This window comes from [Mycobacterium] fortunisiensis (assembly GCF_019050325.1).
In the GTDB taxonomy this organism is placed as follows: Bacteria; Actinomycetota; Actinomycetes; order Mycobacteriales; family Mycobacteriaceae; genus Mycobacterium; species Mycobacterium fortunisiensis.
In genome coordinates this window covers 82,474-106,679 of the sequence record NZ_VOMB01000023.1, presented here as the reverse complement: position 1 = coordinate 106,679, position 24,206 = coordinate 82,474, and the positions used below count along the sequence as shown (strand labels likewise).

The window sequence follows — 24,206 nt, the reverse complement described above, 5'->3', positions numbered from 1 at the left end:
AGGCCCACCGGGCGGATCAGGATGCGTGACGTGAACTTGCGCGCGAGGACGACGACTTGTCCGGGTGCGCAGCCCGGTGCGAACGGGTGCTCGTGCCGCTGAGCCCGTGAGCGGCCTTCGTCAGACCGTCGCTGACTCCGGCGACCGATCCCTGGATGCCGTCGCGGAGTTGGGCGACGGCGCCGGCCCGCTTCGAACCGGACAGGTTCCCGATCTTTCCGGGCTCGGCCTTGAGGCTCTTCTTGACCACGGGAGTGCCGACGCCCGGCGACGATTCGCCGACTGTGGAATCAGCTGTCGCAGAGGTGGTTTCGTCGGGAGCCGGTGCCGCCTCAGCTGCGGGAGCGGCCGGCGCAGCCTTGGCTGAAGCCGGCGTCGGCGCTTGCGGGCTGACATCCAGCGTCACCATGGCGGCCGTTGCCTTCGGCGCCGCCTCGACCACCGCATTGGTCGACGCAGCCGCCGGCGGAGTGATGTCCTTGGTGATGGTCTCGCGGGTCTGGCGAATCAGATCCACCAGACCGCTGCCCGCCCCGAAGATCCCGCTGGTGTTCTCCGGGCCGTTGAGCACGGAGTTGGCGAGCACCGCGGGCGCGGCGACCATCTCGTTCAGGACAGCGAGGGCGTCGCCCGCCTTCACCGCGTCGACGATGTTCTGCCCGATGTTGCCGGCGGCGGTGAGGGAGCCGTAGACGATGCCGAGCACGCCGACCGCCGGGAGCAGGACGATGCTCGGGTCCTTGAGCACGGCGTCGAGGTTGCCCACCGGCTGTTCGATCGCGTTGGTGATTGCCGTCACCACCGGGAAGAGGCCCAGCGCCGTGATGAGAAAGCTGCCCCAGGCGGTGGACACTGCCTTGTTGACGTCGCCTTGCAGGAGTTGGTCGAACGCCTGCTGGAGTCGCGCGGTGAGGCCCGTCGAGTTCGACGGGTCGAGTGCGTGGCCGATGCTTTGGGCAGCTTCTGTCAGCGCGGTTCCGACGCCGACGGCGCTGTCAACCTGATTGGTCACGATCTGGCGCAGGATGGGAGCCGGATCGGCAATCTCGTCGCCGATCCGCTCGGTCACGTTGGTGAAGGTGTTGGTGATCAAGCCCAGGTACGCCTCGACCGGATCCGTTGCTGCGGAGAGGTTCACCTGGGCCGAGGAGATCGCCGGCACGGCAATGTCCGGCATCGGCGGTGCCACCGGACTCATGGCGATCGCGCCGGCTCCGAGGAACGCGACGCCGGTGGTGAAACAGGGATGGGCTGCGAGCTGCATTGCTTCTCCTCAAGATGAATCCGATTCCCCGACGAGGCTGAAGCTACCTGAGAGTAACTTTACAAATTGACGTTTTTGAAAAGCTGTTTGTGAGCCCGAATTCGCGGCTAACGAGGCCATGAGCAAGGTGAACTAGCTGGCAGCAGTGTTATCAACAGCCGGACGGGGTCCTTTTCCGCTGGGGTCGCCGCTGGGCAGGTATGTCACTGCACTTCAATGCAAGATGTTAGCCATTTCCACGGCGTCGCCGCAGAAGTCGAGTCGCAACATCGATGTCCGACCTCCCTGATGGATTTGCGCCCGAACACCCGGGACGGCCCCGTCGACGCCTCCTCGATGAACTCGCCGCGACGTGCCGAACGTGTCCACGACAGCGCGCCGGGCCATCGGTTCTGGTGTTTGCTCGTTGTTTGCCAAGGCAATCAGATGTCGGGCACCGCCACTTTGGCGGCCGGAGGCGTCCGGCGGCGCCGTGGCCGCCATGCCTGAACACAGGCTGAGAACGGCCGAAGAGCCCCCTCCGCGCGCTGGGGGGAGGACGCGTGCGGAGGGGGCCGGTCGGGAACGGCGCAGCGGGCTACTTGCTGTGGGAGCCCTTGCCGGAATGCTTCGACGAGCGTGTCTTCTTTCCGGCGCCGGCGGCCTTCTTCGGACCGCTGGTCGCCTTCTTGACCGCAGACTTCACGTGCTCGCCGGCGGCCTTCAACGGGTTGGTGCGCTTGACGTGCACTTTGGGGGAGGCCTTGGCGGGGGCGCTGGACGACTCCGTGGCCGACGTCCCGGTCACCGGGCCTGCGGCGGTCTCCGAATCCGTTGCAGCGTTGGCAGCGGCATCGGTGGTGGTCGATTCCGGCGCCTCCGACTTGAGCGTGTCGGTTGCCTCGGTGCCGGTGTCACCAGCTGCCGTGCCGGCTTCCGTGCCGTCCGCCTCAGTGTCAGAACCGTTGTCGGCGTTGCTGACTGGTACCGAGATGGTCTTCGCGGCCGGCTTGACCATCGAGTCGATCGCCGGTGCAGCGGCAGCGGTCGCCGTGATGGCCGCCGGGGCCGCAGCGCTCAACGACGGGGTGGGCGTGACGGGCTTGGGCGTCAGCTCCTTGAGTGCTGAGACATACACGTCGGCGAGGCTGTTGGCCATGCCGATCGTCTGATCCACCTGGGCGATGGTGGTGGCGACGAAGTCGGCGGTGCTGTGTTGCATCGCGTTCAGCACATTGATCGGATCACCCGACGCCGCCGCGGCCGACACCTGCTGAACGCCGGTGATGAACTGCTGAACCAGCGGCTGCGGATCGGGGAGATGAACGCCGATCCCGAGCGTCGAGGTGGCGATGGCCACGCCAACGCCGATGAGGGCGTTACCCGTCGCATCGAGCAGTGGCTGCGGGATGTTGAGCACTGCGCCGACCGCGTTGATCTCGGATGTCGTCGCCAACAGGATGTTGATCAGGGGCTGCAGCGTCGACTGCATGACGGTGTCGATGCCGCCGTTGATGTCTCCGGCGTCGATCTGTGCCTGGGCGGCCTCGAGCGCGATCGGCAGTGCCTGACCGAGGGCGTTGAATGCGTCGTTGAATGCGGTTCCGGTGGCCGTCGTGGTCTCCCCGAGCGCGGTGAGGTTGGGCCCGATCCGGTCGATCGCGGCCTGCGCATCGGCGATGGCCTGCAGGCTGACGTTGATCGGATCGGCAGCGAAGACCTGGCCGCCGGCGACGGCGTTGGCGATCAGTTGCCGCAGGATCGGGGCAGGATTGGTGGTCTGCCGCTCGATGATGTTGCTGATCAACGTCTGGGTCGCGGTGGCCACCGGCTCGAACACGACCAGTGGGTTGTCGATCGCGGCGGTCAGGGCAACAGGCATGTGTACCTGGGGCATGGACGGCGCCATGGGGCTGACTGCGATGGCGCTGGCACCGACGAGTGCCACCCCTGCGGCCAAGAACGGCCGAGCAGCGACTTGCATTGGATCTCCTTACGGGAGCGTAACTAGGGCGGCGCAGAAGTTACCCGAAAGTAAGTTCGGTTGTCTGCAAATTTTTGGAACTTTCTTCCGACCTACCGGGACGGTCGTACTGGTCCGCAAAGGCCTCTGGTCACGTCTCAATATTGCTGGTAGAGCGGTTTTATGGCGCCCATATCACATGATTGCGAAACTGCAAGTAGCGATATGATGGGGTCATCGAAGTGGCAGGCAGCAAATATTTGGCAGGAACCGTCAGATGGTTGCTGGCGAAAGCGCCGAGCATAACCAGAGTTAGGTTACCCAGCGGTAATGCGGTGTCGAGGGCGCTCTGCGAGTTAGCGCACGCCACATTTACAAACTGGTGTGATGTGTATAACTAGTTCACAGAATTAGGGCGTATGCCACTTTGGGGTACCACTGGTCCCGGTATTCGCCGGTGTCGTTGCGTTAGCAACCAACTGGCAGGTTCGGTCACTTCCAAAAACTACGGATTTCGTTGCGTGTTTGCTCGTCGACTTGAGCCCCGATCGTCGTCGGGTTTCGCTGCGGCCGGCCGGCATGCGTGTCTGTCTGCGCGGCCACCGGCGCAGAGCTATCGTCACTGACGATGCCCAACGAAGCCCCTCGCCTCCTCTTCGTCCACGCCCACCCAGACGACGAAACCCTCACCACCGGCGGCACTATCGCGCATTACGCCGCGCGCGGCGCCGACGTGCACGTGGTGACGTGCACCCTCGGGGAAGAGGGTGAGGTGATCGGTGACCGGTACGCCCAACTGGTCGCCGACCAGGCCGACCAGCTCGGCGGATACCGGATCAGTGAGCTGACCAAAGCTCTGAGCGCCTTGGGTATCGGTGCGCCACGGTTCCTCGGCGGGCCCGGGCACTGGCGTGACTCGGGCATGGAGGGCACGCCGGGTCGCGGGCACCGCCGTTTCGTCGATGCCGACATGGCCGAAGCAGTCGGAGAACTGGTGGCGATCATCAACGAGCTGCGACCACACGTCGTCGTCACCTATGACCCCGACGGTGGCTACGGCCACCCCGACCACAAACAGGCCCACACGGTGACCACCGCCGCCGTCAGCGCCGCCGCCACCGACGGCTGGGCCGTTCCGAAGTTCTATTGGACCGTAATGGGCAGCACCGCGATGCGGGCCGGGCTCAGCAGCCTGCAGACCCTGATCGATCTGCCCGAGGAGTGGATCCGCATCGACGTCGGGGACGGTGAATTCGGCTACCCCGACGACCGGATCGACGCCGTCGTGGACGCCACGGCGCAGCTGCCGGCCAAGGTCGCCGCCATGCGCGCACATGCCACTCAGGTCAGCGTTGCGGCCAACGGAAGCGCGTTCGCGCTGTCGAACAACCTCGCCCTGCCGGTGGTCGGTGAGGAGCACTACGTACTCGCGGCAGGTAATGCCGGGGAACGCGACGAGCGTGGCTGGGAAACCGACCTGCTGGCCGGGCTCGACCTGTAATCAACAGAACCGGACGCGGTAAGCTCCGCAACAGAGTCGTCGAAGGGACATTCATGGACCCCGATCTGGATCCGAACCTGCAGCACTGGCAGGACCGTGGAGACAACTACCAGTGGGTGGTGGGCTCGCTGGTGGGGTTGCTCGACAGCATTCCCACCTGAGCCCCGACACCACGACGCCGCCCGAACCCGTGCTGGGGCGAATCGTCCTGGCACTGCTTGCGGTTGACGGCGTCATTTCAGCTGTCGTCGGCGCGTTACTGCTGCCGTCCTATGTCGGCTCGATCCCGTTCCCGGTCAGCGCGCTGGCCGCCGGTGCCGTCAACACCGCCCTCGTCTGGGCGGCCATGTTCTGGACGGATTCCATCCGGTGGGCGGCGCTGCCGCTGTGGACCTGGCTGGCCACCGTGGTGTTGATGACGTTCGGCGGACCGGGCTCGGACATCATCTTCGCCGGGCGTGGACTGCTGGCCTACGGGTCGCTGATCTTCATCGCCGTCGGTGCATTACCGCCGGTGGCGCTGCTGCGGTTGCAGCAGCGCCGCTGACTCACTTCTTGTCGTTCTTCTGCTGCCGCTTGTGGCCGGACTTCCGGTTGTCCGTGGCGTGCTTCGACGACGTCGACTTCTGCTTGGCGGCCTTCGGCGTTCCGGATCTGACGCCTGTCCGGGTCGCGTTGGGCGAGTCGTCGTCCTTCGCGTTGCCGATCGCGTCCTTGAACCGGGACTGCTGCCGCGACCGGCCATTCGTCGCAGGGTCGTCCGCCGACGAATCGGACTTGGCGAGGCCGCTCGAGGTCTGCGCGTCCGTCGCGGTGACGGCGGCCCGCTCGTCCTGCAGCGTGTCCTTCGGCTTTTGCGCCGGTGCCTGGAGCGATGCCCGCACCGACGCCGGGACGTCGGCCACCTCTTGGGTCTTCTCGGTTGTCGTGGTGAGCCCGGGGGTGAAGTAGTCGACCTGATCGTCGATGTAGTTGCCGACTGCGTTGAGCGCGTGGGTGCCGCGGTCGGTGACGCTGTCGGCGATGTATCGGGCCTCGGTACCGGCGGCCTGGAAAAGCCCTTGGCCGTCCCTCAGCACATCGTTGAGATAGTTGTCCGGAACCCTGAGCAGATCGGTGGTCAGGCCGACGCCCTGTTCGGTGAGCGCGCTGAGCAATGTGTAGTTGATGTCGAGCTGTCGGCTGAGGAAGTGCAGATGCAGCGCGTCGAGCACATCGTCGGCGCCGTTCACCACAAAGCCGGTCGCGTTCTGAACCACGCCGTACGCGCCGTCGACGGTGTTGACAGCGAGGTCGGTCAAGAAGTCCGACGGCGGCAGTACGACATCGCCGATGACGTCACGCAACGTGGGCGCGGCCAGGGAAGCGGCGAGTGTCTGCGTCGTCGCGAGGCCAGGCAGCGGCGGGAGCGGGGGAATGAGCCAGCCGAAGAAGTAATTCAGCTCGGCGACACCGAAGTCGATCGCGGTGCCGATCGATGAGCCGATCGCGTCGCCGATACCGTTGACCCATACCCCGAGGTTCAGCGGGGCGTCCACCACGGGCACGATCAAGTCGTAGAAGATGCTGTTTGCGATCGGTTCGATCAGGTCGTAGTAGAAGAGGCCGATCTGATCGCCGACAAGCCCGGAGAACGGCACGAACCAGAGCAGATCCCAAGCCACCCACTGTGCGAGCTCGACCCCGTAATCCACCCAGTACTGGATGAACTGGTACGCCGACGTCAGCCAGTCGCTTGCCGCGTTCTGCACCCCGACCTCGCCGGTGACGGCTGCCGCGGGCGCCACGCCGAATGCGGCGCCGGTCTCGCCGGGTTGCTTGGGGTTGACCGCGGCGGTCATCCGGCTGGCCGCGGCCAACAGGTCGATCATGGCTTGTGTCAGCTGCGGCTGGCTGCTCGTCGGGTGCGCGGGTACGGCCACATCGGCCGGTGTCGCCTGTACGGGGGTGAGGACGATCGCAGTGGCGGTGGCCGCAGCGGCCCCGGCAACCAGATACGAACGAACTGACGCCGACATCATGACTCCCGGTCTCCCCTTCCCGACCCACTGAACTTACGCGGTCGACAGCCAGTTCGTCGCGACTTTCGCGTCGTGTCCGCCGCAGGGCCCCGCACCCCGTCGACATGCTGGGTCTATCGTGACCGGTATGTCGAGGCCAAGGCGGGCGCGCGGGGTTTCAGAATGTGAGACGCGTGGATGATTGTGCACAACGACGGGGTTACAGGGGAGTGGCTCTGAACCCCCAGCGCGGCGCCGATCTGCCCACTCCGGCCGTACCACCGAAGTCCACGGTGCCCAGCGCTCCGACCACTTCGGCGGCCCTGCGTCGAGTGCTGCGCCGGGCTCGCGACGGTGTCGCCCTCAACGTTGACGAGGCCGCGATCGCGATGACCGCCCGCGGCGACGATCTTGCCGATCTGTGTGTCAGCGCCGCCCGGGTCCGCGACGCCGGGCTGGAGTCGGCGGGCCGGCACGGGGCGAACGGTCGTCTGCCGGTCAGTTACTCGCGCAAGGTGTTCATCCCGGTGACGCACCTGTGCCGCGACACCTGCCACTACTGCACCTTCGTCACCGTGCCCGGCAAGCTGCGGGCCCAGGGCGCCGGCATGTTCATGGAGCCCGACGAGATCCTCGAGGTGGCCCGCCGCGGCGCCGAGGTCGGCTGCAAGGAAGCGCTTTTCACCCTCGGTGACCGGCCCGAAGCCCGCTGGGACGAGGCGCGGCAGTGGCTCGACGAGCGCGGCTACGACTCCACGCTGGACTACGTGCGGGCCATGGCCATCCGGGTGCTGGAGGAGACCGGCCTGCTGCCGCACCTGAACCCCGGCGTGATGAGCTGGTCGGAGCTGTCGCGGCTCAAGCCCGTCGCACCGTCGATGGGGATGATGCTGGAGACGACGTCGCGGCGGTTGTTCGAGGTCAAGGGCGAAGCGCACTACGGCAGCCCCGACAAGGACCCGGCGGTGCGGTTGCGTGCCCTGGATGACGCCGGGCGGCTGTCGATCCCGTTCACCACCGGTCTGCTGGTCGGCATCGGTGAGACGTTGACCGAGCGGGCCGAGACCATGCACGCGATCCGCAAGTCCCACAAGGAGTTCGGGCACGTTCAGGAAGTGATCGTGCAGAATTTCCGGGCCAAGGACCACACCGCGATGGCGTCCACACCCGATGCCGGCATCGACGACTTCATCGCGACCATCGCGGTGACCCGCCTGGTGCTCGGACCCAAGATGCGGATCCAGGCGCCGCCGAACCTGGTGTCGCGCGACGAATGCCTGGCGCTGATCGGCGCCGGTGTCGACGACTGGGGCGGTGTCTCGCCGCTGACCCCCGACCACGTCAACCCCGAACGGCCGTGGCCGGCGCTGGACGATCTGGCCGACGTGACGGCCGAGGCGGGCTACGACCTGGTGCAGCGGCTGACCGTGCAGCCGCAGTACGTACAGGCGGGTGCGGCCTGGATCGACCCGCGGGTGCGCGCGCACGTCGATGCACTGGCCGACCCCGACACCGGCTTCGCGCTCGACGTCAACCCGGTGGGGCGGCCGTGGCAGGAGCCGGACGAGGCGTCGGAATCGTTGGGCCGCACCGATTTGCACTCCGCGATCGACTCCGAGGGCAGGCTCACCGAGACCCGCAGTGACCTCGACAGCGCATTCGGCGACTGGGAGTCGATCCGCGCCAAGGTGCACGAGCTCGCCGCCCGCGCTCCCGAACGCATCGACACCGATGTGCTGGCCGCGCTGCGCTCCGCAGAACGCGATCCCGGCGGCTGCAGCGACGACGAGTACCTCGCGCTGGCTACCGCCGATGGTCCGGCCTTGGAAGCCGTCACCGCACTGGCGGATTCGTTGCGACGTGACGTCGTCGGCGATGACGTCACATTCGTCGTCAACCGCAACATCAACTTCACCAACATCTGTTACACCGGCTGCCGGTTCTGCGCCTTCGCGCAGCGCAAGGGCGACGCCGACGCCTACTCACTGTCCACCGACGAGGTCGCCGACCGGGCCTGGGAGGCGCATGTCGCCGGCGCCACCGAGGTCTGCATGCAGGGTGGCATCGATCCCGAACTTCCCGTCACCGGGTATGCCGATCTGGTGCGGGCGGTCAAGAAGCGGGTGCCCTCGATGCACGTGCACGCGTTCTCGCCGATGGAGATCGCCAACGGCGTCACCCGCAGCGGGCTGTCGGTGCGGGAGTGGCTGACCTCGCTGCGCGAGGCGGGCTTGGACACCATCCCCGGCACGGCCGCCGAGATTCTCGACGACGAAGTGCGCTGGGTGCTGACCAAGGGCAAGTTGCCGACGTCAGAGTGGATCAACGTGGTCAGCACCGCCCACGAGGTCGGGCTGCGCTCGTCCTCGACGATGATGTACGGCCACGTGGATACCCCGAAACACTGGGTGGGGCACCTCAACGTGCTGCGCTCGATCCAGGATCGGACCGGGGGATTCACCGAGTTCGTCCCGCTGCCGTTCGTGCACCAGTCCTCGCCGCTGTACCTGGCCGGCGGGGCGCGCCCGGGTCCGACCCACCGGGACAACCGGGCCGTGCACGCGCTGGCCCGGATCATGTTGCACGGCAGGATCCCGTCGATTCAGACCAGCTGGGTCAAGCTCGGTGTCGAGCGCACTCAGGTGATGCTCCGCGGCGGCGCCAATGACCTGGGCGGCACGCTGATGGAGGAGACCATCTCCCGGATGGCCGGCTCGGAGAACGGTTCGGCCAAGACGGTGGCCGAACTCGTCGCGATCGCCGAGGGTATCGGCCGCCCGGCCCGCCAACGCACCACCGATTACTCGCCGCTCGCCGCATAACTTGCCCCGCGAGCGTGCGGGTCTGCCGGTGGACACACCGCTGAACGTCAACAGTTTGCGCACCCTCGCGGCGCTACGAGAGTGCGCTCGCACGCATTCAAGATCGCGATGAAATTCCGAAAACCGGGAATGAAACTGGACCACGGTCCGGTTGTTTCCGGGGAAGGCGCCGGACCCACCGGCTCACCGACCAAGGAGACACCATGACCGCAGCAGTAGCCACCGACCTGACCGCAGGCACCTGGGCCATCGACCCGGTGCACTCTTCGATCAACTTTTCGGTCCGCCATCTCATGGTGAGCAAGGTGCGCGGCAGCTTCGAGACGTTCAGCGGCGCGATCACCGTCGCCGAGGATGGCACTCCGTCGGTCAGCGCCACCATCGACGTCAGCTCGATCAACACCCGCAACGAGCAGCGCGACGCCCACGTGCGCTCCGCAGACTACTTCGACGCCGAGACCTACCCGACGGCCACCTTCGTCTCGACCGGCGTACGCCCCAACGGCGACGACTACATCGTCGACGGAAACTTCACCCTCAAGGGCGTCACCAAGCCGGTGTCGCTCCAGCTCGAGTACAACGGCGTGAACCCCGGCATGGGGCAGGGCCCGGTTGCCGGTTTCGAAGCCTCGGTGGTGTTGAACCGCAAGGACTTCGGCATCGACATCGACATGCCGCTGGAGACCGGTGGCACCGTCGTCGGCGACAAGGTGACCATCACTCTCGAGATCGAGGCGCTCAAGCAGGCCTGATCGCGCCAATTCGTCACGCTGGAGTGGCGCTCGACCTCCAGCGCCACTCCAGCGTGACAATCGCGGAGCCATACGCCATAGCCGGCCAGGAGCCGACATCCCACCTCGGGCCCGCACCGCGCTCAGTGGCGCCCGACGTGTGACTCGGCGCGCATCCGCTCGACCATGTGCGGGTAGTGCAGCTCGAAAGCCGGCCGCTCCGAGCGGATCCGGGGCAGCTCGGTGAAGTTGTGTCGCGGCGGCGGGCATGAGGTGGCCCATTCCAGCGAGTTGCCGTAGCCCCACGGGTCATCGACGGTCACCGGCTCGCCGTAACGCCAGCTCTTGAACACGTTCCACACGAACGGCAACATCGAAACGCCGAGGATGAACGCCCCGATGCTGGACACCACGTTCAGCGTGGTGAACCCGTCCGACGGCAGGTAATCGGCATAACGCCGGGGCATGCCTTCGTTTCCCAGCCAGTGCTGTACCAGGAAGGTGGTGTGAAACCCGATGAACGTCAACCAGAAATGCACCTTGCCCAGACGTTCGTCGAGCAACCGGCCGGTGATCTTCGGGAACCAGAAGTACACCCCGCCGAAGGACGCGAACACGATGGTGCCGAACAGCACGTAGTGGAAGTGGGCGATGAGGAAGTACGTGTCGGTGACGTGGAAGTCGATCGGCGGACTGGCCAGCATGACACCCGAGAGCCCACCGAGCAGGAAGGTGACCATGAACCCTACCGAGAACAGCATCGGGGTTTCGAACGTCAACTGACCTTTCCACATGGTGCCGATCCAGTTGAAGAACTTGATCCCGGTCGGAACCGCGATGAAGTAGGACATCAGCGAAAAGAACGGCAGCAGAACGGCTCCCGTGGCGAACATATGGTGGGCCCACACCGCCATCGACAACGCGGCGATGCTGATGGTCGCATACACCAAGGTGGTGTAGCCGAACAGCGGCTTGCGGGAGAAGACCGGGATGATCTCGGTGACGATGCCGAAGAACGGTAGTGCCACGACGTAGACCTCGGGGTGTCCGAAGAACCAGAACAGGTGCTGCCAGAGGATGGCTCCGCCGTTGGCGGGGTCGTAGATGTGGGCGCCGAGGTGCCGGTCGGCGGCCAGGCCGAACAAGGCGGCGGTCAGCAAGGGGAACACCATCAACACCAGCACGCTGGTGACCAGGATGTTCCAGGTGAAGATCGGCATCCGGAACATCACCATGCCGGGCGCGCGCATGCACACCACGGTGGTGATCATGTTGACCGCCCCGAGGATGGTGCCGAGGCCGGAGACGGCCAGGCCCATGATCCACAGATCGCCTCCGGCCCCGGGGGAGTGGATGGCCTCGCTGAGCGGGGCGTAGCCGGTCCAGCCGAAATCGGCGGCGCCGCTGGGGGTGATGAAGCCGGAGAGGGCGATGAGTGCACCGAAGACGAACAGCCAGAACGACAGCGCGTTCAGCCGTGGGAACGCCACGTCGGGGGCGCCGATTTGCAGTGGCAACACCAGGTTGGCGAACCCGAACACGATCGGGGTGGCGTAGAACAGCAGCATCACCGTGCCGTGCATGGTGAACAACTGGTTGTACTGCTCGTTGGACAGGAACTGCAGCCCGGGTTCGGCGAGTTCGGAACGCATGAACAGCGCCATCAGCCCGCCGGTGAAGAAGAACACGTAGCAGGCGACCATGTACATGACGCCGATCTGTTTGTGATCGGTGGTGGTGATCAGCTTGTAGACCAGTTTGCCCGGCGGGCCCATCCGTTCGGGAAAGGGCCGGGTGGCGACCAGGGTGCCGTCTGCGGTCGTCGGGCGAGCGTCGGCTCTGGTCATCGGGCTCACCGCCGCCGGGAAGGTTCGGGACGTGTCATCATCGCCTCCACCAGTTTTTACAAACTTTTCTTGTATAAACTATGGGCCATGACATACGTAATCGGCAAGCCATGTGTGGACGTGATGGACCGCGCCTGTGTCGAGGAGTGTCCGGTCGATTGCATCTACGAGGGTGCGCGCGCGCTCTACATCCACCCCGACGAATGCGTGGACTGCGGGGCCTGCGAACCGGTCTGCCCCGTTGAGGCCATCTACTACGAGGACGATCTGCCCGACGAGTTCGTCCCCTACCAGGACGACAACGCCGCGTTCTTCGCCGAGACGTTGCCGGGCCGCGACGAGCCGCTGGGATCGCCCGGCGGGGCGGCGAAGCTGGGGCCGGTGGCTGCTGATGCGCCACTGGTCGCCGGCCTGCCGCCGCAACAGACATGACCGCGGTCGGTGGGCGGCGCCGTGACGTGCTGGCGGTGTTGCGCGAGGCCGACGCGCCGATGAGCATCGCGGCCATCGCCGAACAGCTCGACGTCCACGCCAATACGGTGCGTTTCCACCTCGACGCCCTGTTGGAGAGCGAACAGGTGCGCCGGGTGACGGGAACCCAGACCCGGCCGGGGCGCCCGGCGCAACTCTTCGCTGCGGTGGCCGGCATGGATCCCGGCGGCCCACGCGACTACCGGCTGCTGGCCGAGGCGCTGGCCGAATCGGTGGCGTCGGGATCGGCACCCGGATCGCAGACCAGTGCGGCCGGCCGGGCCATGGGGGCGCGGCTGGCGTCGGCCCGGCCCGTCGACCCCGACCGCAGCCCGGTGGGCAAGCTGGTGGACCTGCTCGACGAGCTCGGCTTCGCCCCGGAGTCCAATGCCGCAGGCACCGAAATCGCCCTGCGTCACTGCCCGTTTCTGGAACTGGCGCAGTCACGCCCGGAGGTGATCTGCCCGGTACACCTGGGCCTCATGCAAGGTGCCATGGAGGTGTGGGGCGGCGCGGTGTCCGTCGACGGGCTGCGTCCATTCGTGCAGCCGGACCGCTGCGTGGCGCAACTGCGCCCGGCACCGCGCGAGCGTGCGGGTGCGTCGGCTGACGCGCGCTAATCCCGGTGTCTGGCCAGCCCGTTGGCCAACGCATCACCGAGGCCGGCGGGATTCTTCAAAAACGGCGTGATGATGTCGACCGGCAATGGGAACACCACGGTCGAGTTCTGGTCCGCGCCAAGCTCAAGCAGGGTCTGCAGGTAGCGCAGCTGAAGTGAGGCCGGGTTCTTCGACAGGGTTTCGGCGGCCTGCCGGAGCTCGTCGGAGGCCTGCAGTTCACCGCGGGCGTTGATCACCTTGGCTCGGCGTTCGCGTTCGGCCTCTGCTTCGCGAGCCATCGCGCGCTGCATCGACTCGGGGATCTCCACGTCTTTGATCTCAACCACGCGAACCTCGACACCCCAGTTCGCGCTTTGCTTTTCGATGACTCCGCGCAGGTCGACGTTGAGGTCCTCGCGATGGGCCAGCAGGGTGTCCAGATCCGCCCGCCCGAGCAGGGAGCGCAGCGTGGTCTGGGCGATCTGCGAGGTGGCCACCGCGTAGTTCTCCACGCCCAGAACGGCTTTGAGTGGGTCGGTGACCTGGAACATCACCACGGCGTTGACCCGGGCGGGCACGTTGTCGCGGGTGATCACTTCCTGCGGGGGGATGGTCAACGTCACCACGCGTTCGTCGATCCGCACCATCCGGTCGACGAACGGGATCAAGAACAGCAGGCCCGGCCCGTACAGCGGGCGGGCCCGGCCCATCCGGAACACCACCCCGCGCTCGTACTCGCGCAAAACCTTCAATGACAGGACGAGAAGGGCGATCAGCAGGATCACGCCCACCGCGCCGAGAAACAGCCACAGGGCAGTCACCGGTCCTCCTTGCGTTCGGTAAAGCCGCCCCACTTGGTGGCAAAACGATCCACGGTCATCGCGGTGAGTTCCTGTTCGGAGGACCGGTGGGGCAGATGGTCAGGGGCGTTGGCCGGGTTGGCCCACAGGTGCCGGGCCAGCGGGACCCCGGCGGCGATGACGATCAGCGCGGTCACGCCCAGCACCACCAGATCACCGGTCCCATGTTGGCCGATGATCATGGCCAGCACCATCACCAGCGCCAATCCGGCCACTGTGCAGGCGATTCCGCGATGGAACTGGCCGGCCTCCGAATACGGCCACGGGTCGACCTCGCGGGTGATCTCGCGGCCGTGATCGGAGGTGGTGCAGGTGGCCTTGACCGGGCAGGCGTTGCAGACCGCGGGTTTCGCCCGGTACCGCATGACCCGGTTGGCAGGGTCGAACGACGTCGGCCACAGCCAGTGGTCTTCGGGGCACAACCACGCGTCGTGGTCGGCGTGATAGGAGAAATTGCCGGTGCGCCACTGCGCGGCGCGCATCGAGGTGCGTCGCGCCATCAGATCGAACCCCCACGCCACGGCGACCAGGGCCAGCGCGTAACCGGCCATCAGCCACGCCGAGGTAGCGGGTGGGGTCATGGCTTTTCCGCGGCGGGTTCGGGGGACAGCTCGGTGTAGAGCGGCTGGTCGGGCAGTTCGAGCGCAGTCGGGCCAGAGCGGAAGTGCCGCAACGCCTGCCAGGCGATCCACACGAAGGGCAGGATGCCGCCGACGATGAAGATGACGTCACCGGGCATGCGCAGCCACTCCATCACCGCGTTGCCGGGCTGGGTGAGGTAGCCGAGCGAGCGCGCCTCGAAGTAGCCGTCGTTGACCGAGTGGTAGAGCTGCATGATGCCCAGCGGGAGCAAGCTGGCGAACACCATCCAGGCCAGACCGATGTTGAGGCACCAGAACGACACCCGCGCCCACTTCTCGGGCCACTTGTCGGCCGGTATCACGTAGCGGAACGCGAACATGGCCAACCCGACAGCCAGCATGCCGTAGACGCCCATCATCGCGGCGTGCCCGTGGTTGGCGGTCAGCGCGGTCCCGATCTGGTAGTACGACACGATCGGCAGGTTGATCAGGAAGCCGAAGATGCCGGCGCCGACGAAGTTCCAGAAGCCCACCGACACCAGGAACATGACCGCCCATCGATGCGGGAAGGGTTTGGAATCCCCCGCCGATTGTCGTGAACCCAACTGCAGGAACGCCCACGCCTCCACCGTGAGGAATGTCAACGGGATCACCTCGGCCGCCGAGAAGAACGCGCCGAGGGCCATGTGTTCCACCGGGGTTCCGGAGAAGTACAGGTGGTGCATCGTGCCGATGACGCCGCCGGCCGAGTACAAGATGATGTCGAGGAAGATGACGCCGAGTGCGATCCGTTGGCTGACCACCCCCAGCATCACGAAGATGTAGGCCACCATCACCGTGGTGAACAGCTCGAGGAAGTCCTCGACCCACAGATGCACCACCCAGAACCGCCAGAAGTCCGCCACCGTCAGGTGGGTGTCGCTGCCCGCGAGCAGGCCGACGGCATAGAACATCGGGATCGCCAGGCCGGAGAAGAAGAACACCCACGGCATGTTCATCTTCGACTCGCCTTTGAGGCGGGCCCGCATGGCACGCCAGATGATGATGATCCACAGGAACATGCCGACGGTGAGCAGGATCTGCCACAGCCGGGGCAGGTCCAGGTACTCCCACTGCTGCGAGAACCACGAGCCCGACGGCATGATCCCGTAAATCGACAGTGCTTCGGAGATCAGTGATCCCACCACCACCACGACTACCGCGCCGAGCAGACCGTAGGAGAGCCAGTGTTGGCGCCGCGGCTCGCGCCGGGAGATGAAGGGCGCCAGGAAGATTCCGCCGGCCAAGAAAGCCGCCGCCGGCCACAGCAGCGCCAGCTGCAGATGCCAGGTGCGGGCCAGGTTGTAGGGCAGGATGGCAGCCAGGTCCAAGCCGAAGAAGTCGGACAGTTCAGCCCGGTAGTGCTGGACGGCGCCGCCCAACGTGGCCTGCGCCAGGAACAGCACCGAGACGATGGCGAAGAACCAGATCGCCGAACGCTGGGCCGGGGTCAGCGCCACCTCACCCGGCTGCCGGAAGGACAGTGCCGGCGCCTCGGCGCTGTGCCATCCGATCTTCTGGCTCCAGCGGCCGTAGACCGCGAACATGATGCCGGTGCCGCCGAGCAACATGATCAGCGACAGCGTCGACCACACGATGAGCTGAGCGGTGGGGCCGTTGTCGACCCGCGGCTCGGCCGGCCAGTTGTTGGTGTAGCTGTAGTTGTGGCCGGGCCGCTCGGCCGCCGACGCCCAGGCCGTCCAGGCGAAGAACGCTGTGAGGTCGTGGATCTCGGCCGGGTCGGTGATCAGCTTGGGCAGCAGGCCGTTCTTCGTGGAATCCTCGCCGAAGAACTCGGCGTAATGCTGGTTGATCCGGTCGAATGCCTTGGCCTGACGGTCGGTGAACACCAGGGTGCCGTTGGCCGGGTCATAGCGGTTGGTGCGGAACTCCTCGACCACGGCGTCGTGGGTGTCACCCATGCCCTCGGCCCGGAACTGGGCGGCGACATCATCGGTGGCCCGGCGCAGATAGTCGGCGGTGTAGTCGGGTCCGAGATAGGCGCCGTGGCCGACGATCGAGCCGTACTCCTGCAGTCCGCGGGCCTGGAAGATCTCCTGCCCGCGGGTGATGTCCTCGCCGGTGAACACCACGTCACCGGTTTGCGTGACGACCCTCTGCGGCATCGGCATCGACGCGGTGTAGGTGCGATAAGCCAGGAGCCCCATCACGAAGAAGCCGAAGATCATCACCAGGGCGACACCCTGGAACCACCCGCGTCCGATCAGCGGCTGGGACGAAGCCTGGTCGGGATGGTGGGCCGACGGAACAACCTGACCCGGATCGATCGCCATGCGTGGACTCCCCCCACAGCTGTGTGCGGGCGAGCTGGACCCGCACATGCGGAATAGCCGACTCCGTCAAAGTACAGATATCCGATGTCAGGTTTCGGTATTTCACGAAAACACGCCGTGAAACCGCCTGTCCCGCTATAGCTTGGCGGCCAGTTCCGTGCCGTCCCGGATGGCCCGTTTGGCGTCGAGCTCGGCGGCCACCGCGGCCCCGCCGATCACATGGGGCTCGATCCCGTTGCGTCTCAGCGCGACTTCGAGTTCGCGCACCGATTCCTGACCGGCACAGATCACCACGTTGTCGACCGGCAGCACCCGCCGGTCGCGTCGGTCGGATCCAAAACTGATGTGCAGGCCGTCGTCGTCGATGAGCTCATAGTTCACGCCGGAAAGCTGATGCACCCCTTTCGCTTTGAGTGACGCGCGGTGCACCCAGCCGCTGGTCTTGCCGAGGGTGCGGCCCTGCGGGCCCTTGGTGCGCTGCAGTAGGTACACCTCACGGGCGGCCGGGGCGGGCAGCGCAGTGGTGAGCGCTCCGCGCGCCTCCTGGGGGTCGGCGGCCCCCCATTCGGCCTTCCATTCCTTGAGGTTCAGCGTCGGTGAGTTGGTGGTGGTCAGAAACTCGCTGACATCGAAGCCGATTCCGCCGGCGCCGATCACCGCCACCGTCTTCCCGATCGGCGCGCCGGTGAGGGCCTGGGCGTAGGTGAGAACCTTGGGATGGTCGATCCCGGGGATGGCGGGCAGTCGCGGGGTGACGCCGCTGGCCAGTACCACGTCGTCGAATTCGGCGAGGTCCGCCACGTCGGCCCGGACGCCCAGCCGCACGTCGACATCGAGGGTGTCCAGCATCGTGGTGTAGTAGCGGATGGTCTGGTCGAACTCTTCCTTGCCGGGAATCCTTCTGGCCAGGTCGAATTGACCGCCGATCGTCGCCGCGGCCTCGAACAGAGTCACCCGGTGGCCGCGCTGGGCGGCACTGACCGCAGCGGACAAGCCGGCCGGCCCGGCCCCCACCACGGCCACCGACCGGGCCCGGCGGGTGGGGCTGAGCACCAGGGTGGTCTCCCGCCCGGCCCGCGGGTTGAGCAGACACGACACCTTCTTGTGGACGAAGGCGTGGTCGAGACAGGCCTGGTTGCAGGCGATGCAGGTGTTGATCCCGTCGGCGCGTTGCTCGGCGGCCTTGCGCACCCAGTCCGGATCGCTCAGCAGCGGCCGGGCCATCGAGATCAGCTGCACGTGCGTCTCGGCCAGGATCTGTTCGGCGGTCTGCGGCATGTTGATCCGGTTGGATGCCACCACCGGAATGTCGACGTGCTCGGCCAGCGCGCTGCTGATATCGGCGAATGCGGCATTGGGCACCGAGGTGACGATGGTGGGCACCCGCGCCTCGTGCCAGCCGAAGCCCGAGTTGATGATCGTCGCTCCGGCAATCTCGACTTCCGTTGCCAGCGCGACGATTTCCGCCCAACTTTGGCCGTCTTCGACGTAATCGGCCATCGACATCCGGTAGCAGATGATGAAGTCGCTACCTACCGCTGCGCGGACCCGGCGCACGATCTCGACGGGGAAGCGGCGCCGTTTCTCCGGCGTGCCGCCCCAGGCGTCGGTGCGCTTGTTGGTGCGCGGCGCCAGGAACTGGTTGAGCAGATAGCCTTCGCTGCCCATGATCTCGACGCCGTCGTAGCCGGCCTCACGGGCCAGCAGCGCGCACCGGACGAAGTCGTCGATGGTGCCCTCCACATCGCGCAGGGCGCGGGGCCGGAAGGGGTTGATCGGGGCCTTGATCGACGAGGCACTCACCGAAAACGGGTGGTAGGCATAGCGTCCGGCGTGCAGGATCTGCAGCAGGATCTTGCCGTCGGCGTCGTGCACGGCGGTGGTGATCCGGCGGTGCCGGCGGGCTTCGGTCGAGGACACCAGCTGGGCGGCGAACGGCAACAGCCAGCCGGTCCGGTTCGGTGCGTAACCGCCGGTGATGATCAGGCCGACGCCGCCGCGGGCGCGCTCGGCGAAGTATTCGGCGAGCTTCCCGGTGTCGGAGGCCCGGTCCTCCAAGCCTGTGTGCATGGATCCCATCACCACCCGGTTGCCCAAGGTGGTGAAGCCGAGGTCCAGCGGCGAGAGCAGGTTCGGGTAGGTCGGCCCCATGTCCGCAGAGTAGGTGGGACCGGCGGTCCTAGGCAACTAGTTGTCGGAGCGGTGTACCGGCCTGCGCAACCGGGAACGATTCGGTCGTGGCGACTAGGCGAGGTATATCTGCGACGTTTAGTATCAGTAACTACGCGGCACCCTTGAATGGGTGGCGCGTGAAGTTAGGACACACTGAGACGATCGTCCAAGTATGGGCAACGCATACTGTGACGTCGAGCTCATCAGAGTCCCGACCCACCGAGCCCAGCAGCCCACTGGACAGGAGAGACATCAGTGACGTACGTCATTGCCGAACCCTGCGTCGACGTCAAAGACAAGGCATGTATCGAGGAGTGCCCCGTCGATTGCATCTACGAGGGCGGACGCATGTTGTACATCCACCCCGACGAGTGTGTGGACTGCGGCGCATGTGAACCGGTCTGCCCTGTCGAGGCCATCTACTACGAGGACGACGTCCCCGATCAGTGGAGTGGCTACGCGCAGGCCAACGCCGATTTCTTCGCCGAGCTCGGCTCGCCGGGCGGTGCCTCCAAGGTCGGCCAGACCGACAACGACCCGCAGATGGTCAAGGATCTGCCGGCCAAGGCCGAGGACTGACCACGGTCGACACCGGCTTCGAGACTGACGTGGTGCGAGCGCGACAGCGTCGTTCAGCGGCACTGCCAGAGTTCCCGTGGGACACCCTGGCCGATGTCACGGCACTGGCCCGGTCGCACCCGGACGGCATCGTCGACCTTTCGGTAGGCACTCCCGTCGACGACGTGGCCCCGGTGATCCGCGAGGCGCTGGCCGCCGCCAGTTCCGCCCCCGGCTATCCGACGACGGCCGGCACCCCGGCGTTGCGTGCCTCCGCCGAGGCGGCGCTGCGCCGCCGGTACGGCATCACCGATCTGGCGCCGGACGCCGTGCTGCCGGTGATCGGCACCAAGGAGCTGATCGCCTGGCTGCCGACACTGCTGGCGATCGGCCCGGGCGATGCCGTCGTCGTCCCCGAACTGGCGTACCCGACGTATGAGGTGGGTGCGCTGTTGGCCGGGGCGCAGGTGCTGCGTGCCGATTCGCTGACCCAGCTGGGGCCGCAGGTGCCGGCCCTGATCTACCTGAACTCGCCCAGCAACCCCACCGGGAAGGTGCTGCCCCTCGACCACCTGCGCAAGGTGGTGTCCTGGGCCCGTGACCGCGGCGTGCTCGTCGCCTCCGACGAGTGCTACCTGGGGCTGAGCTGGGAGGGCGAACCGCTCAGCGTGTTGCACCCGTCGGTGTGCGACGGCGACCACACCGGCCTGCTGGCCGTGCACTCGCTGTCCAAGACCTCGTCGCTGGCCGGCTACCGCGCCGGATTCGTCGCCGGCGATCCCGCCGTGGTCGCCGAACTGCTCGCGGTGCGCAAGCACGCCGGGATGATGGTGCCCACGCCGGTGCAGGCCGCGATGGTGGCCGCCCTGGACGACGACGAGCACGAAGCCGTCCAGCGGGAGCGCTACGCGCGCCGCCGTGGGGTGCTGTTGCCTGCGATGCAGGCGGCCGGGTTCACCATCGAGCATTCCGAGGCCGGCCTGTATCTGTGGGCCACCCGTGGCGAGCCGTGCCGGGACACCGTCAGGTGGCTGGCCGAACGCGGGATCCTGGTGGCGCCGGGTGAGTTCTACGGCCCGGCCGGAGGGCAGCACGTGCGGGTGGCGCTGACGGCCACCGACGAACGCATCGACGCCGCCGTCGCGCGCCTTACCTAGCCGCGTGCCAACAGGCCCAGCGACATCGCCCTGGTGACCGCCGCGGTGCGATCCGACACCCCGAGCTTGTGGAACGCCCGCAGCAGATGGGTCTTCACCGTGGCCTCGCTGATGTGCAGGGCATGGCCCACCTCGGCATTGGTGGCGCCGGTGGCCACCAACGACAACACCTGCACCTCACGCTCCGACAAGGCCACCGCCGGAGTGCGGACGGCGTTCAGCAGCCGGTCGGCCACCGCCGGGGCGAGCACGGTCTTGCCGCGGGCGGCGTCGCGCACCGCCGTCGCCAACTCGGCGCGGGAGGCGTCCTTGAGCAGATACCCGGTGGCGCCCGCCTCGACCGCCCGCAGGATGTCGGCGTCGCTCTCGTAGGTCGTGACCACCACGATGCGGATGGACGGATCCGCGGCCAGGATCCGCGCGGTGGCCGCGACACCGTCCAACCCGGGCATCCGCAGATCCATCAGGATGACGTCGGGCCGCAGCTCGCCGGCCAGAACGACCGCCTCGGTACCGGACCCGGCCTCACCCACCACGGTCAGATCCGCCTCGGCGTCGATCATGCCGCGCAGCCCTTCGCGGACCACCGGATGGTCGTCGACCAACAGCACCCTCGTCATGGCGTCGGCCCGGCCGGTACTGCCACCACGATGCGCACCCCGCCACCCTCGGGCGTCGAGACCGACAGGGTGCCGCCGATCTGGGCCAACCGGGCCCGCATGCCGCGCAGGCCGAAACCGTCGACATGGTCGGGGTGCAGACCAATCCCGTTGTCGGCCACACAGAGTTGCACGCTGCCGGCGACGGGCCGCAACTGCACCGCGAGCGCACTGGCACCCGAATGCCTGCGCACGTTCGTCATCGCCTCCTGCGCGCTGCGCAGCAGCACCACGTCGGTGGCCATGCCCAGCTGCGGCAGATCGTCGCCGATGCCGACCTCGACGGCGATACCGGTCTCGGCGGCCAGGGTGTCGCACTGGCGGCGCAGCGCCGCAGCCAACGAGCCCTCCTGTAGCGCCGCCGGGGTCAACTGGGTCACCATCGTGCGGGCCTCCGCCAGATTGTCGCGCGCGGTGGTGCGGATCAGCTCGACGTGCCGGGCGGCCGCCGCCGGATCGGTGTCACTCTCGGCCTGCACCGCCTGCGCCAGCGCCACGATGCTGGTGAACCCCTGGGCCAGGGTGTCGTGGATCTCCCGGGCCAGCCGCTCCCGCTCGGCAGCCACCCCGGCCCGCCGCGACAGCCGGGCCGCCTCGGCCCGGCTGTCGGCCAGCTCGGCGACCGTCTGGGTCAGCTGCTGACGCTGGCGCAGCGTGCTCATGATCGTGGTGCCGATGATCGGGGCCGCGACCGCCCCGACGAGCGTGGCCGCCACCACCGCGGGCAGGCTCGGCCAGGCCGGCCCGTGGGTGAGGATGGCAAGCGCCAACGGCGCCAGCGTGATGAGGAAGGTCAGGGTCAGGGCCGCGGTCAGGGGGAGGGTGGCGAAGATCAGCGGGTACAGCGCCGGGATCGCGGCGACGGCCGGCGCCGCGGCGACGATGGCGACCAGCCACAGCCCGATCACCACCGCGACGAAAGCCGCCGTAGCGGTGTGCACCGGCCCGGTGACCGGGTCAGCCTCCCGAATCACCTTGCGGCCGAACAGCAGAACGACCAGCACCATGGCGGCCAGCGCGGCGCAGGCCACCGGAACGTTGCCGCCGAACGTCTGCCGGAGCAGCACCACCGCCACGATCGCGGCGACACACAAACCGCAGACGTAGGTTTCCCACATCCAATGCCAGTCCGACGGCTCGTGCAGCGTCGCCCGTGGCACCGGACCGTTTTCGGTCATCTGCCGATGCTAGCGGTCCGACGGCACCCAATTGCCGTGGAAGCCGTGCGGAACCCGGACCGGAATATGCACGGTGGCAACGGGTGCCAGCGTGCTCGCGTCGAGCAGCACCAGATCGCTGCGGTCCTCGGCGCGGTCGTAGACGAAACCCATCACCACACCGTCGTTCTCGTCGGCGTTGGGGCCCGACGGGACGAAGACGAACTCGCCGGGTTCCCGGCCCGGCCCGAACTCGACCCGTTGGGTGCTGCCGTGGTGCAGGTCGTGGCGCAGGATGGCGGTCGGCGGGCCACCGGGCCCCGGGGCGAAGCCGACGGTGTAACCGTAGCGGTGCGGGCGGCTCAGGACACGGTCGTCGAGCCGGGGAAACTCCTGGGACGTGTCGTCGAGCCGTTGCTCACGCACCCGCCCGGTGCCCAGGTCGATGGTCCAGCGGTCCAACGTGATCGAGTCGGTGAACAGCTGATCGCCGGTGGTGAAGACGGCCGGGTGACGGACCACGTCGAGCACGATCTGCGCACCGTCGGGGCCGGTGTGGTCATAACCGTTGAGGGCGTGAAACACATAGCAGGGCGGCACGTCGAACCAGCGGATGTCGCGCGCCGAACCGTCGCGCGGCAGCACGCCCACCCGGGCGCCACGTTCCGGGGACCACCGGTAGGGCATCCCCGAGGTCGGCACCGTGGCGGTGCGTTCGGAGCCGCGCATCGCGGCTCGCAACACGAAATCCGGTGCCGCGTGCCGGGTGACGAATCCGGTGAGCAGCTTCGCCACGGCCCGCGCCGGAGCGCTTTTCACCATCGTCGACAGATCCAGCAGCACCGGCAGGTCGTAGAGCACCACGTAGTTCTCGGTCAGGGTGAAATCGTGCATCATCGTCTGCGCGGGCAGCGGGATGTCGACCCGGTGCCGCACCTTGCCGTCCACCCCGGTGACCGTGTAGGTCACCCGGCTGCCACGCAGCGGGTTGTACGAGACGGCATGCAGTTCACCGGTTTTCGGGTCGTGCTTGGGGTGCGCACTGAACCCGCCGTACAGGGTGCCGCAGAAATCCGACGGACCGACGGTGTCGAGCTCGTCGGTGAGCTCATAGGGCCGCACCCCGGCCTCGGTGAGCACCAGCGTCTTACCGGCGTGCCCGATGATGTTGGTGTTGGAGGCGAAGTCGAAGCCGGCCGTGTGGGCACCGCCGGCCCACGGCTCACCGAGTTGGCGGGCCACCGAGGACGACCGGACCCAGCGGTTGCGGTACCAGGTGGCCTTGCCGTCGCGCAGTCGGATCCCGTGCGCCATACCGTCGCCGAGGAACCAGTGATAGTGCCGGGGGTCCGGCGGCTTCACCGGATTGGGCCCGACGCGCAGGTAGCGCCCGTCGAGATGATCCGGGAGGCTGCCGGTGACCGGGAGATCGGTGACGGTGACCTCGTCGTGTACCGGGGCGAAGTTTCCGGTCAGATACGGATGTTCGGATGCGTGCGGGATGGCTTCGGTGGTCATGTCTTCACGGTGCCGCTGTGGGAGCGAGCGCGCG

19 protein-coding genes are annotated in these 24,206 nt (G+C 67.1%); 8 read left to right on the top strand and 11 right to left on the bottom strand.

The features are described 5' to 3' along the window. Positions 1–16: 16 nt before the first annotated feature. Complete coding sequence (locus FR943_RS20780; protein ID WP_217160158.1) at positions 17–1,264, bottom strand: hypothetical protein; 1,248 nt, start codon at positions 1,262–1,264, stop codon at positions 17–19. A 577-nt stretch (positions 1,265–1,841) separates the two neighbouring features. Continuing rightward, positions 1,842–3,227 (bottom strand): hypothetical protein, encoded by a 1,386-nt coding sequence (locus FR943_RS20775; RefSeq protein WP_217160157.1) that lies wholly within the window; start codon positions 3,225–3,227, stop codon positions 1,842–1,844. Positions 3,228–3,834: 607 nt separating this feature from the next. Here FR943_RS20775 and mshB point away from each other — a divergent pair. Further along, positions 3,835–4,707, top strand: a complete 873-nt coding sequence (mshB, locus tag FR943_RS20770; protein ID WP_217160156.1) for an N-acetyl-1-D-myo-inositol-2-amino-2-deoxy-alpha-D-glucopyranoside deacetylase — start codon at positions 3,835–3,837, stop codon at positions 4,705–4,707. Positions 4,708–4,819: 112 nt separating this feature from the next. After that, entirely contained in the window at positions 4,820–5,254 is a 435-nt protein-coding gene (locus FR943_RS20765; protein ID WP_372448201.1) for a hypothetical protein, read from the top strand. 1 nt (position 5,255) lies between these two features. Here the strand turns inward: FR943_RS20765 and FR943_RS20760 are convergent, their stop codons facing one another. Beyond that, the gene (locus FR943_RS20760; RefSeq protein ID WP_217160154.1) at positions 5,256–6,725 is read right to left on the bottom strand and encodes a hypothetical protein; all 1,470 of its coding nucleotides are present in this window, start codon (positions 6,723–6,725) and stop codon (positions 5,256–5,258) included. A 212-nt stretch (positions 6,726–6,937) separates the two neighbouring features. Between FR943_RS20760 and FR943_RS20755 the strand changes: the two genes are divergently transcribed. Both FR943_RS20755 and FR943_RS20750 read left to right on the top strand, forming a co-directional pair. Continuing rightward, the gene (locus tag FR943_RS20755) at positions 6,938–9,529 is read left to right on the top strand and encodes a bifunctional FO biosynthesis protein CofGH (protein WP_217160153.1); all 2,592 of its coding nucleotides are present in this window, start codon (positions 6,938–6,940) and stop codon (positions 9,527–9,529) included. Positions 9,530–9,732: 203 nt separating this feature from the next. Next, positions 9,733–10,281: a YceI family protein gene (locus FR943_RS20750; RefSeq protein ID WP_217160152.1), complete on the top strand. Its 549-nt coding sequence runs from the start codon at positions 9,733–9,735 to the stop codon at positions 10,279–10,281. A gap of 122 nt (positions 10,282–10,403) precedes the next feature. Here the strand turns inward: FR943_RS20750 and ctaD are convergent, their stop codons facing one another. Beyond that, positions 10,404–12,107 carry an aa3-type cytochrome oxidase subunit I gene (gene ctaD / locus FR943_RS20745; protein ID WP_217160151.1) on the bottom strand — a complete coding sequence of 568 codons (1,704 nt, stop codon included), beginning with the start codon at positions 12,105–12,107 and terminating at the stop codon, positions 10,404–10,406. An 87-nt stretch (positions 12,108–12,194) separates the two neighbouring features. Here ctaD and fdxA (FR943_RS20740) point away from each other — a divergent pair, with 87 nt between their 5' ends. Both fdxA (FR943_RS20740) and FR943_RS20735 read left to right on the top strand, forming a co-directional pair. Further along, positions 12,195–12,539: a ferredoxin gene (fdxA, locus tag FR943_RS20740; protein WP_217160150.1), complete on the top strand. Its 345-nt coding sequence runs from the start codon at positions 12,195–12,197 to the stop codon at positions 12,537–12,539. Beyond that, entirely contained in the window at positions 12,536–13,198 is a 663-nt protein-coding gene (locus tag FR943_RS20735; protein WP_217160149.1) for a helix-turn-helix transcriptional regulator, read from the top strand. Before fdxA (FR943_RS20740) ends, FR943_RS20735 begins: the two co-directional genes overlap by 4 nt. Here FR943_RS20735 and FR943_RS20730 read toward each other — a convergent pair. From FR943_RS20730 to FR943_RS20715, 4 genes are all read right to left on the bottom strand, one after another. Further along, a complete protein-coding gene (locus FR943_RS20730; RefSeq protein WP_217160148.1) occupies positions 13,195–13,998 on the bottom strand; it encodes a slipin family protein in 804 nt (267 codons plus the stop codon). The genes FR943_RS20735 and FR943_RS20730 overlap by 4 nt on opposite strands. Next, positions 13,995–14,618, bottom strand: a complete 624-nt coding sequence (locus FR943_RS20725; RefSeq protein ID WP_217160147.1) for a hypothetical protein — start codon at positions 14,616–14,618, stop codon at positions 13,995–13,997. Before FR943_RS20725 ends, FR943_RS20730 begins: the two co-directional genes overlap by 4 nt. Further along, positions 14,615–16,951 (bottom strand): nitric-oxide reductase large subunit, encoded by a 2,337-nt coding sequence (locus FR943_RS20720; protein WP_217160146.1) that lies wholly within the window; start codon positions 16,949–16,951, stop codon positions 14,615–14,617. Before FR943_RS20720 ends, FR943_RS20725 begins: the two co-directional genes overlap by 4 nt. A 135-nt stretch (positions 16,952–17,086) precedes the next feature. Continuing rightward, a complete protein-coding gene (locus FR943_RS20715) occupies positions 17,087–19,102 on the bottom strand; it encodes an NADPH-dependent 2,4-dienoyl-CoA reductase (RefSeq protein ID WP_217160145.1) in 2,016 nt (671 codons plus the stop codon). Between the two features lie 276 nt (positions 19,103–19,378). On the opposite strand from FR943_RS20715, the gene fdxA (FR943_RS20710) reads away from it, so the two are divergent. Next, positions 19,379–19,702, top strand: coding sequence for a ferredoxin (gene fdxA, locus FR943_RS20710; RefSeq protein WP_217160144.1), 324 nt, complete (start codon positions 19,379–19,381; stop codon positions 19,700–19,702). Positions 19,703–19,734: 32 nt separating this feature from the next. After that, positions 19,735–20,838: a succinyldiaminopimelate transaminase gene (gene dapC / locus FR943_RS20705; protein WP_217160143.1), complete on the top strand. Its 1,104-nt coding sequence runs from the start codon at positions 19,735–19,737 to the stop codon at positions 20,836–20,838. Here the strand turns inward: dapC and FR943_RS20700 are convergent. The 3 genes from FR943_RS20700 to FR943_RS20690 are packed head-to-tail and all read right to left on the bottom strand — an operon-like array spanning position 20,835 to position 24,172. Continuing rightward, the gene (locus tag FR943_RS20700) at positions 20,835–21,458 is read right to left on the bottom strand and encodes a response regulator (protein ID WP_217160142.1); all 624 of its coding nucleotides are present in this window, start codon (positions 21,456–21,458) and stop codon (positions 20,835–20,837) included. The genes dapC and FR943_RS20700 overlap by 4 nt on opposite strands. Continuing rightward, positions 21,455–22,675 carry a sensor histidine kinase gene (locus tag FR943_RS20695; RefSeq protein ID WP_246585165.1) on the bottom strand — a complete coding sequence of 407 codons (1,221 nt, stop codon included), beginning with the start codon at positions 22,673–22,675 and terminating at the stop codon, positions 21,455–21,457. Before FR943_RS20695 ends, FR943_RS20700 begins: the two co-directional genes overlap by 4 nt. Positions 22,676–22,684: 9 nt before the next feature. Continuing rightward, positions 22,685–24,172 carry a carotenoid oxygenase family protein gene (locus FR943_RS20690; RefSeq protein WP_217160141.1) on the bottom strand — a complete coding sequence of 496 codons (1,488 nt, stop codon included), beginning with the start codon at positions 24,170–24,172 and terminating at the stop codon, positions 22,685–22,687. Between the last annotated feature and the right edge of the window lie 34 nt (positions 24,173–24,206).

Coding starts and splice junctions, on each gene's coding strand:
- FR943_RS20780 (WP_217160158.1), bottom strand. CDS start 1,264: ATGCAGCTCGCAGCCCATCCCTGTTTCACCACCGGCGTCGCGTTCCTC.
- FR943_RS20775 (WP_217160157.1), bottom strand. CDS start 3,227: ATGCAAGTCGCTGCTCGGCCGTTCTTGGCCGCAGGGGTGGCACTCGTC.
- mshB (WP_217160156.1), top strand. CDS start 3,835: ATGCCCAACGAAGCCCCTCGCCTCCTCTTCGTCCACGCCCACCCAGAC.
- FR943_RS20760 (WP_217160154.1), bottom strand. CDS start 6,725: ATGTCGGCGTCAGTTCGTTCGTATCTGGTTGCCGGGGCCGCTGCGGCC.
- FR943_RS20750 (WP_217160152.1), top strand. CDS start 9,733: ATGACCGCAGCAGTAGCCACCGACCTGACCGCAGGCACCTGGGCCATC.
- ctaD (WP_217160151.1), bottom strand. CDS start 12,107: ATGACCAGAGCCGACGCTCGCCCGACGACCGCAGACGGCACCCTGGTC.
- fdxA (WP_217160150.1), top strand. CDS start 12,195: ATGACATACGTAATCGGCAAGCCATGTGTGGACGTGATGGACCGCGCC.
- FR943_RS20735 (WP_217160149.1), top strand. CDS start 12,536: ATGACCGCGGTCGGTGGGCGGCGCCGTGACGTGCTGGCGGTGTTGCGC.
- FR943_RS20725 (WP_217160147.1), bottom strand. CDS start 14,618: ATGACCCCACCCGCTACCTCGGCGTGGCTGATGGCCGGTTACGCGCTG.
- FR943_RS20720 (WP_217160146.1), bottom strand. CDS start 16,951: ATGGCGATCGATCCGGGTCAGGTTGTTCCGTCGGCCCACCATCCCGAC.
- FR943_RS20715 (WP_217160145.1), bottom strand. CDS start 19,102: ATGGGGCCGACCTACCCGAACCTGCTCTCGCCGCTGGACCTCGGCTTC.
- FR943_RS20700 (WP_217160142.1), bottom strand. CDS start 21,458: ATGACGAGGGTGCTGTTGGTCGACGACCATCCGGTGGTCCGCGAAGGG.
- FR943_RS20695 (WP_246585165.1), bottom strand. CDS start 22,675: ATGACCGAAAACGGTCCGGTGCCACGGGCGACGCTGCACGAGCCGTCG.
- FR943_RS20690 (WP_217160141.1), bottom strand. CDS start 24,172: ATGACCACCGAAGCCATCCCGCACGCATCCGAACATCCGTATCTGACC.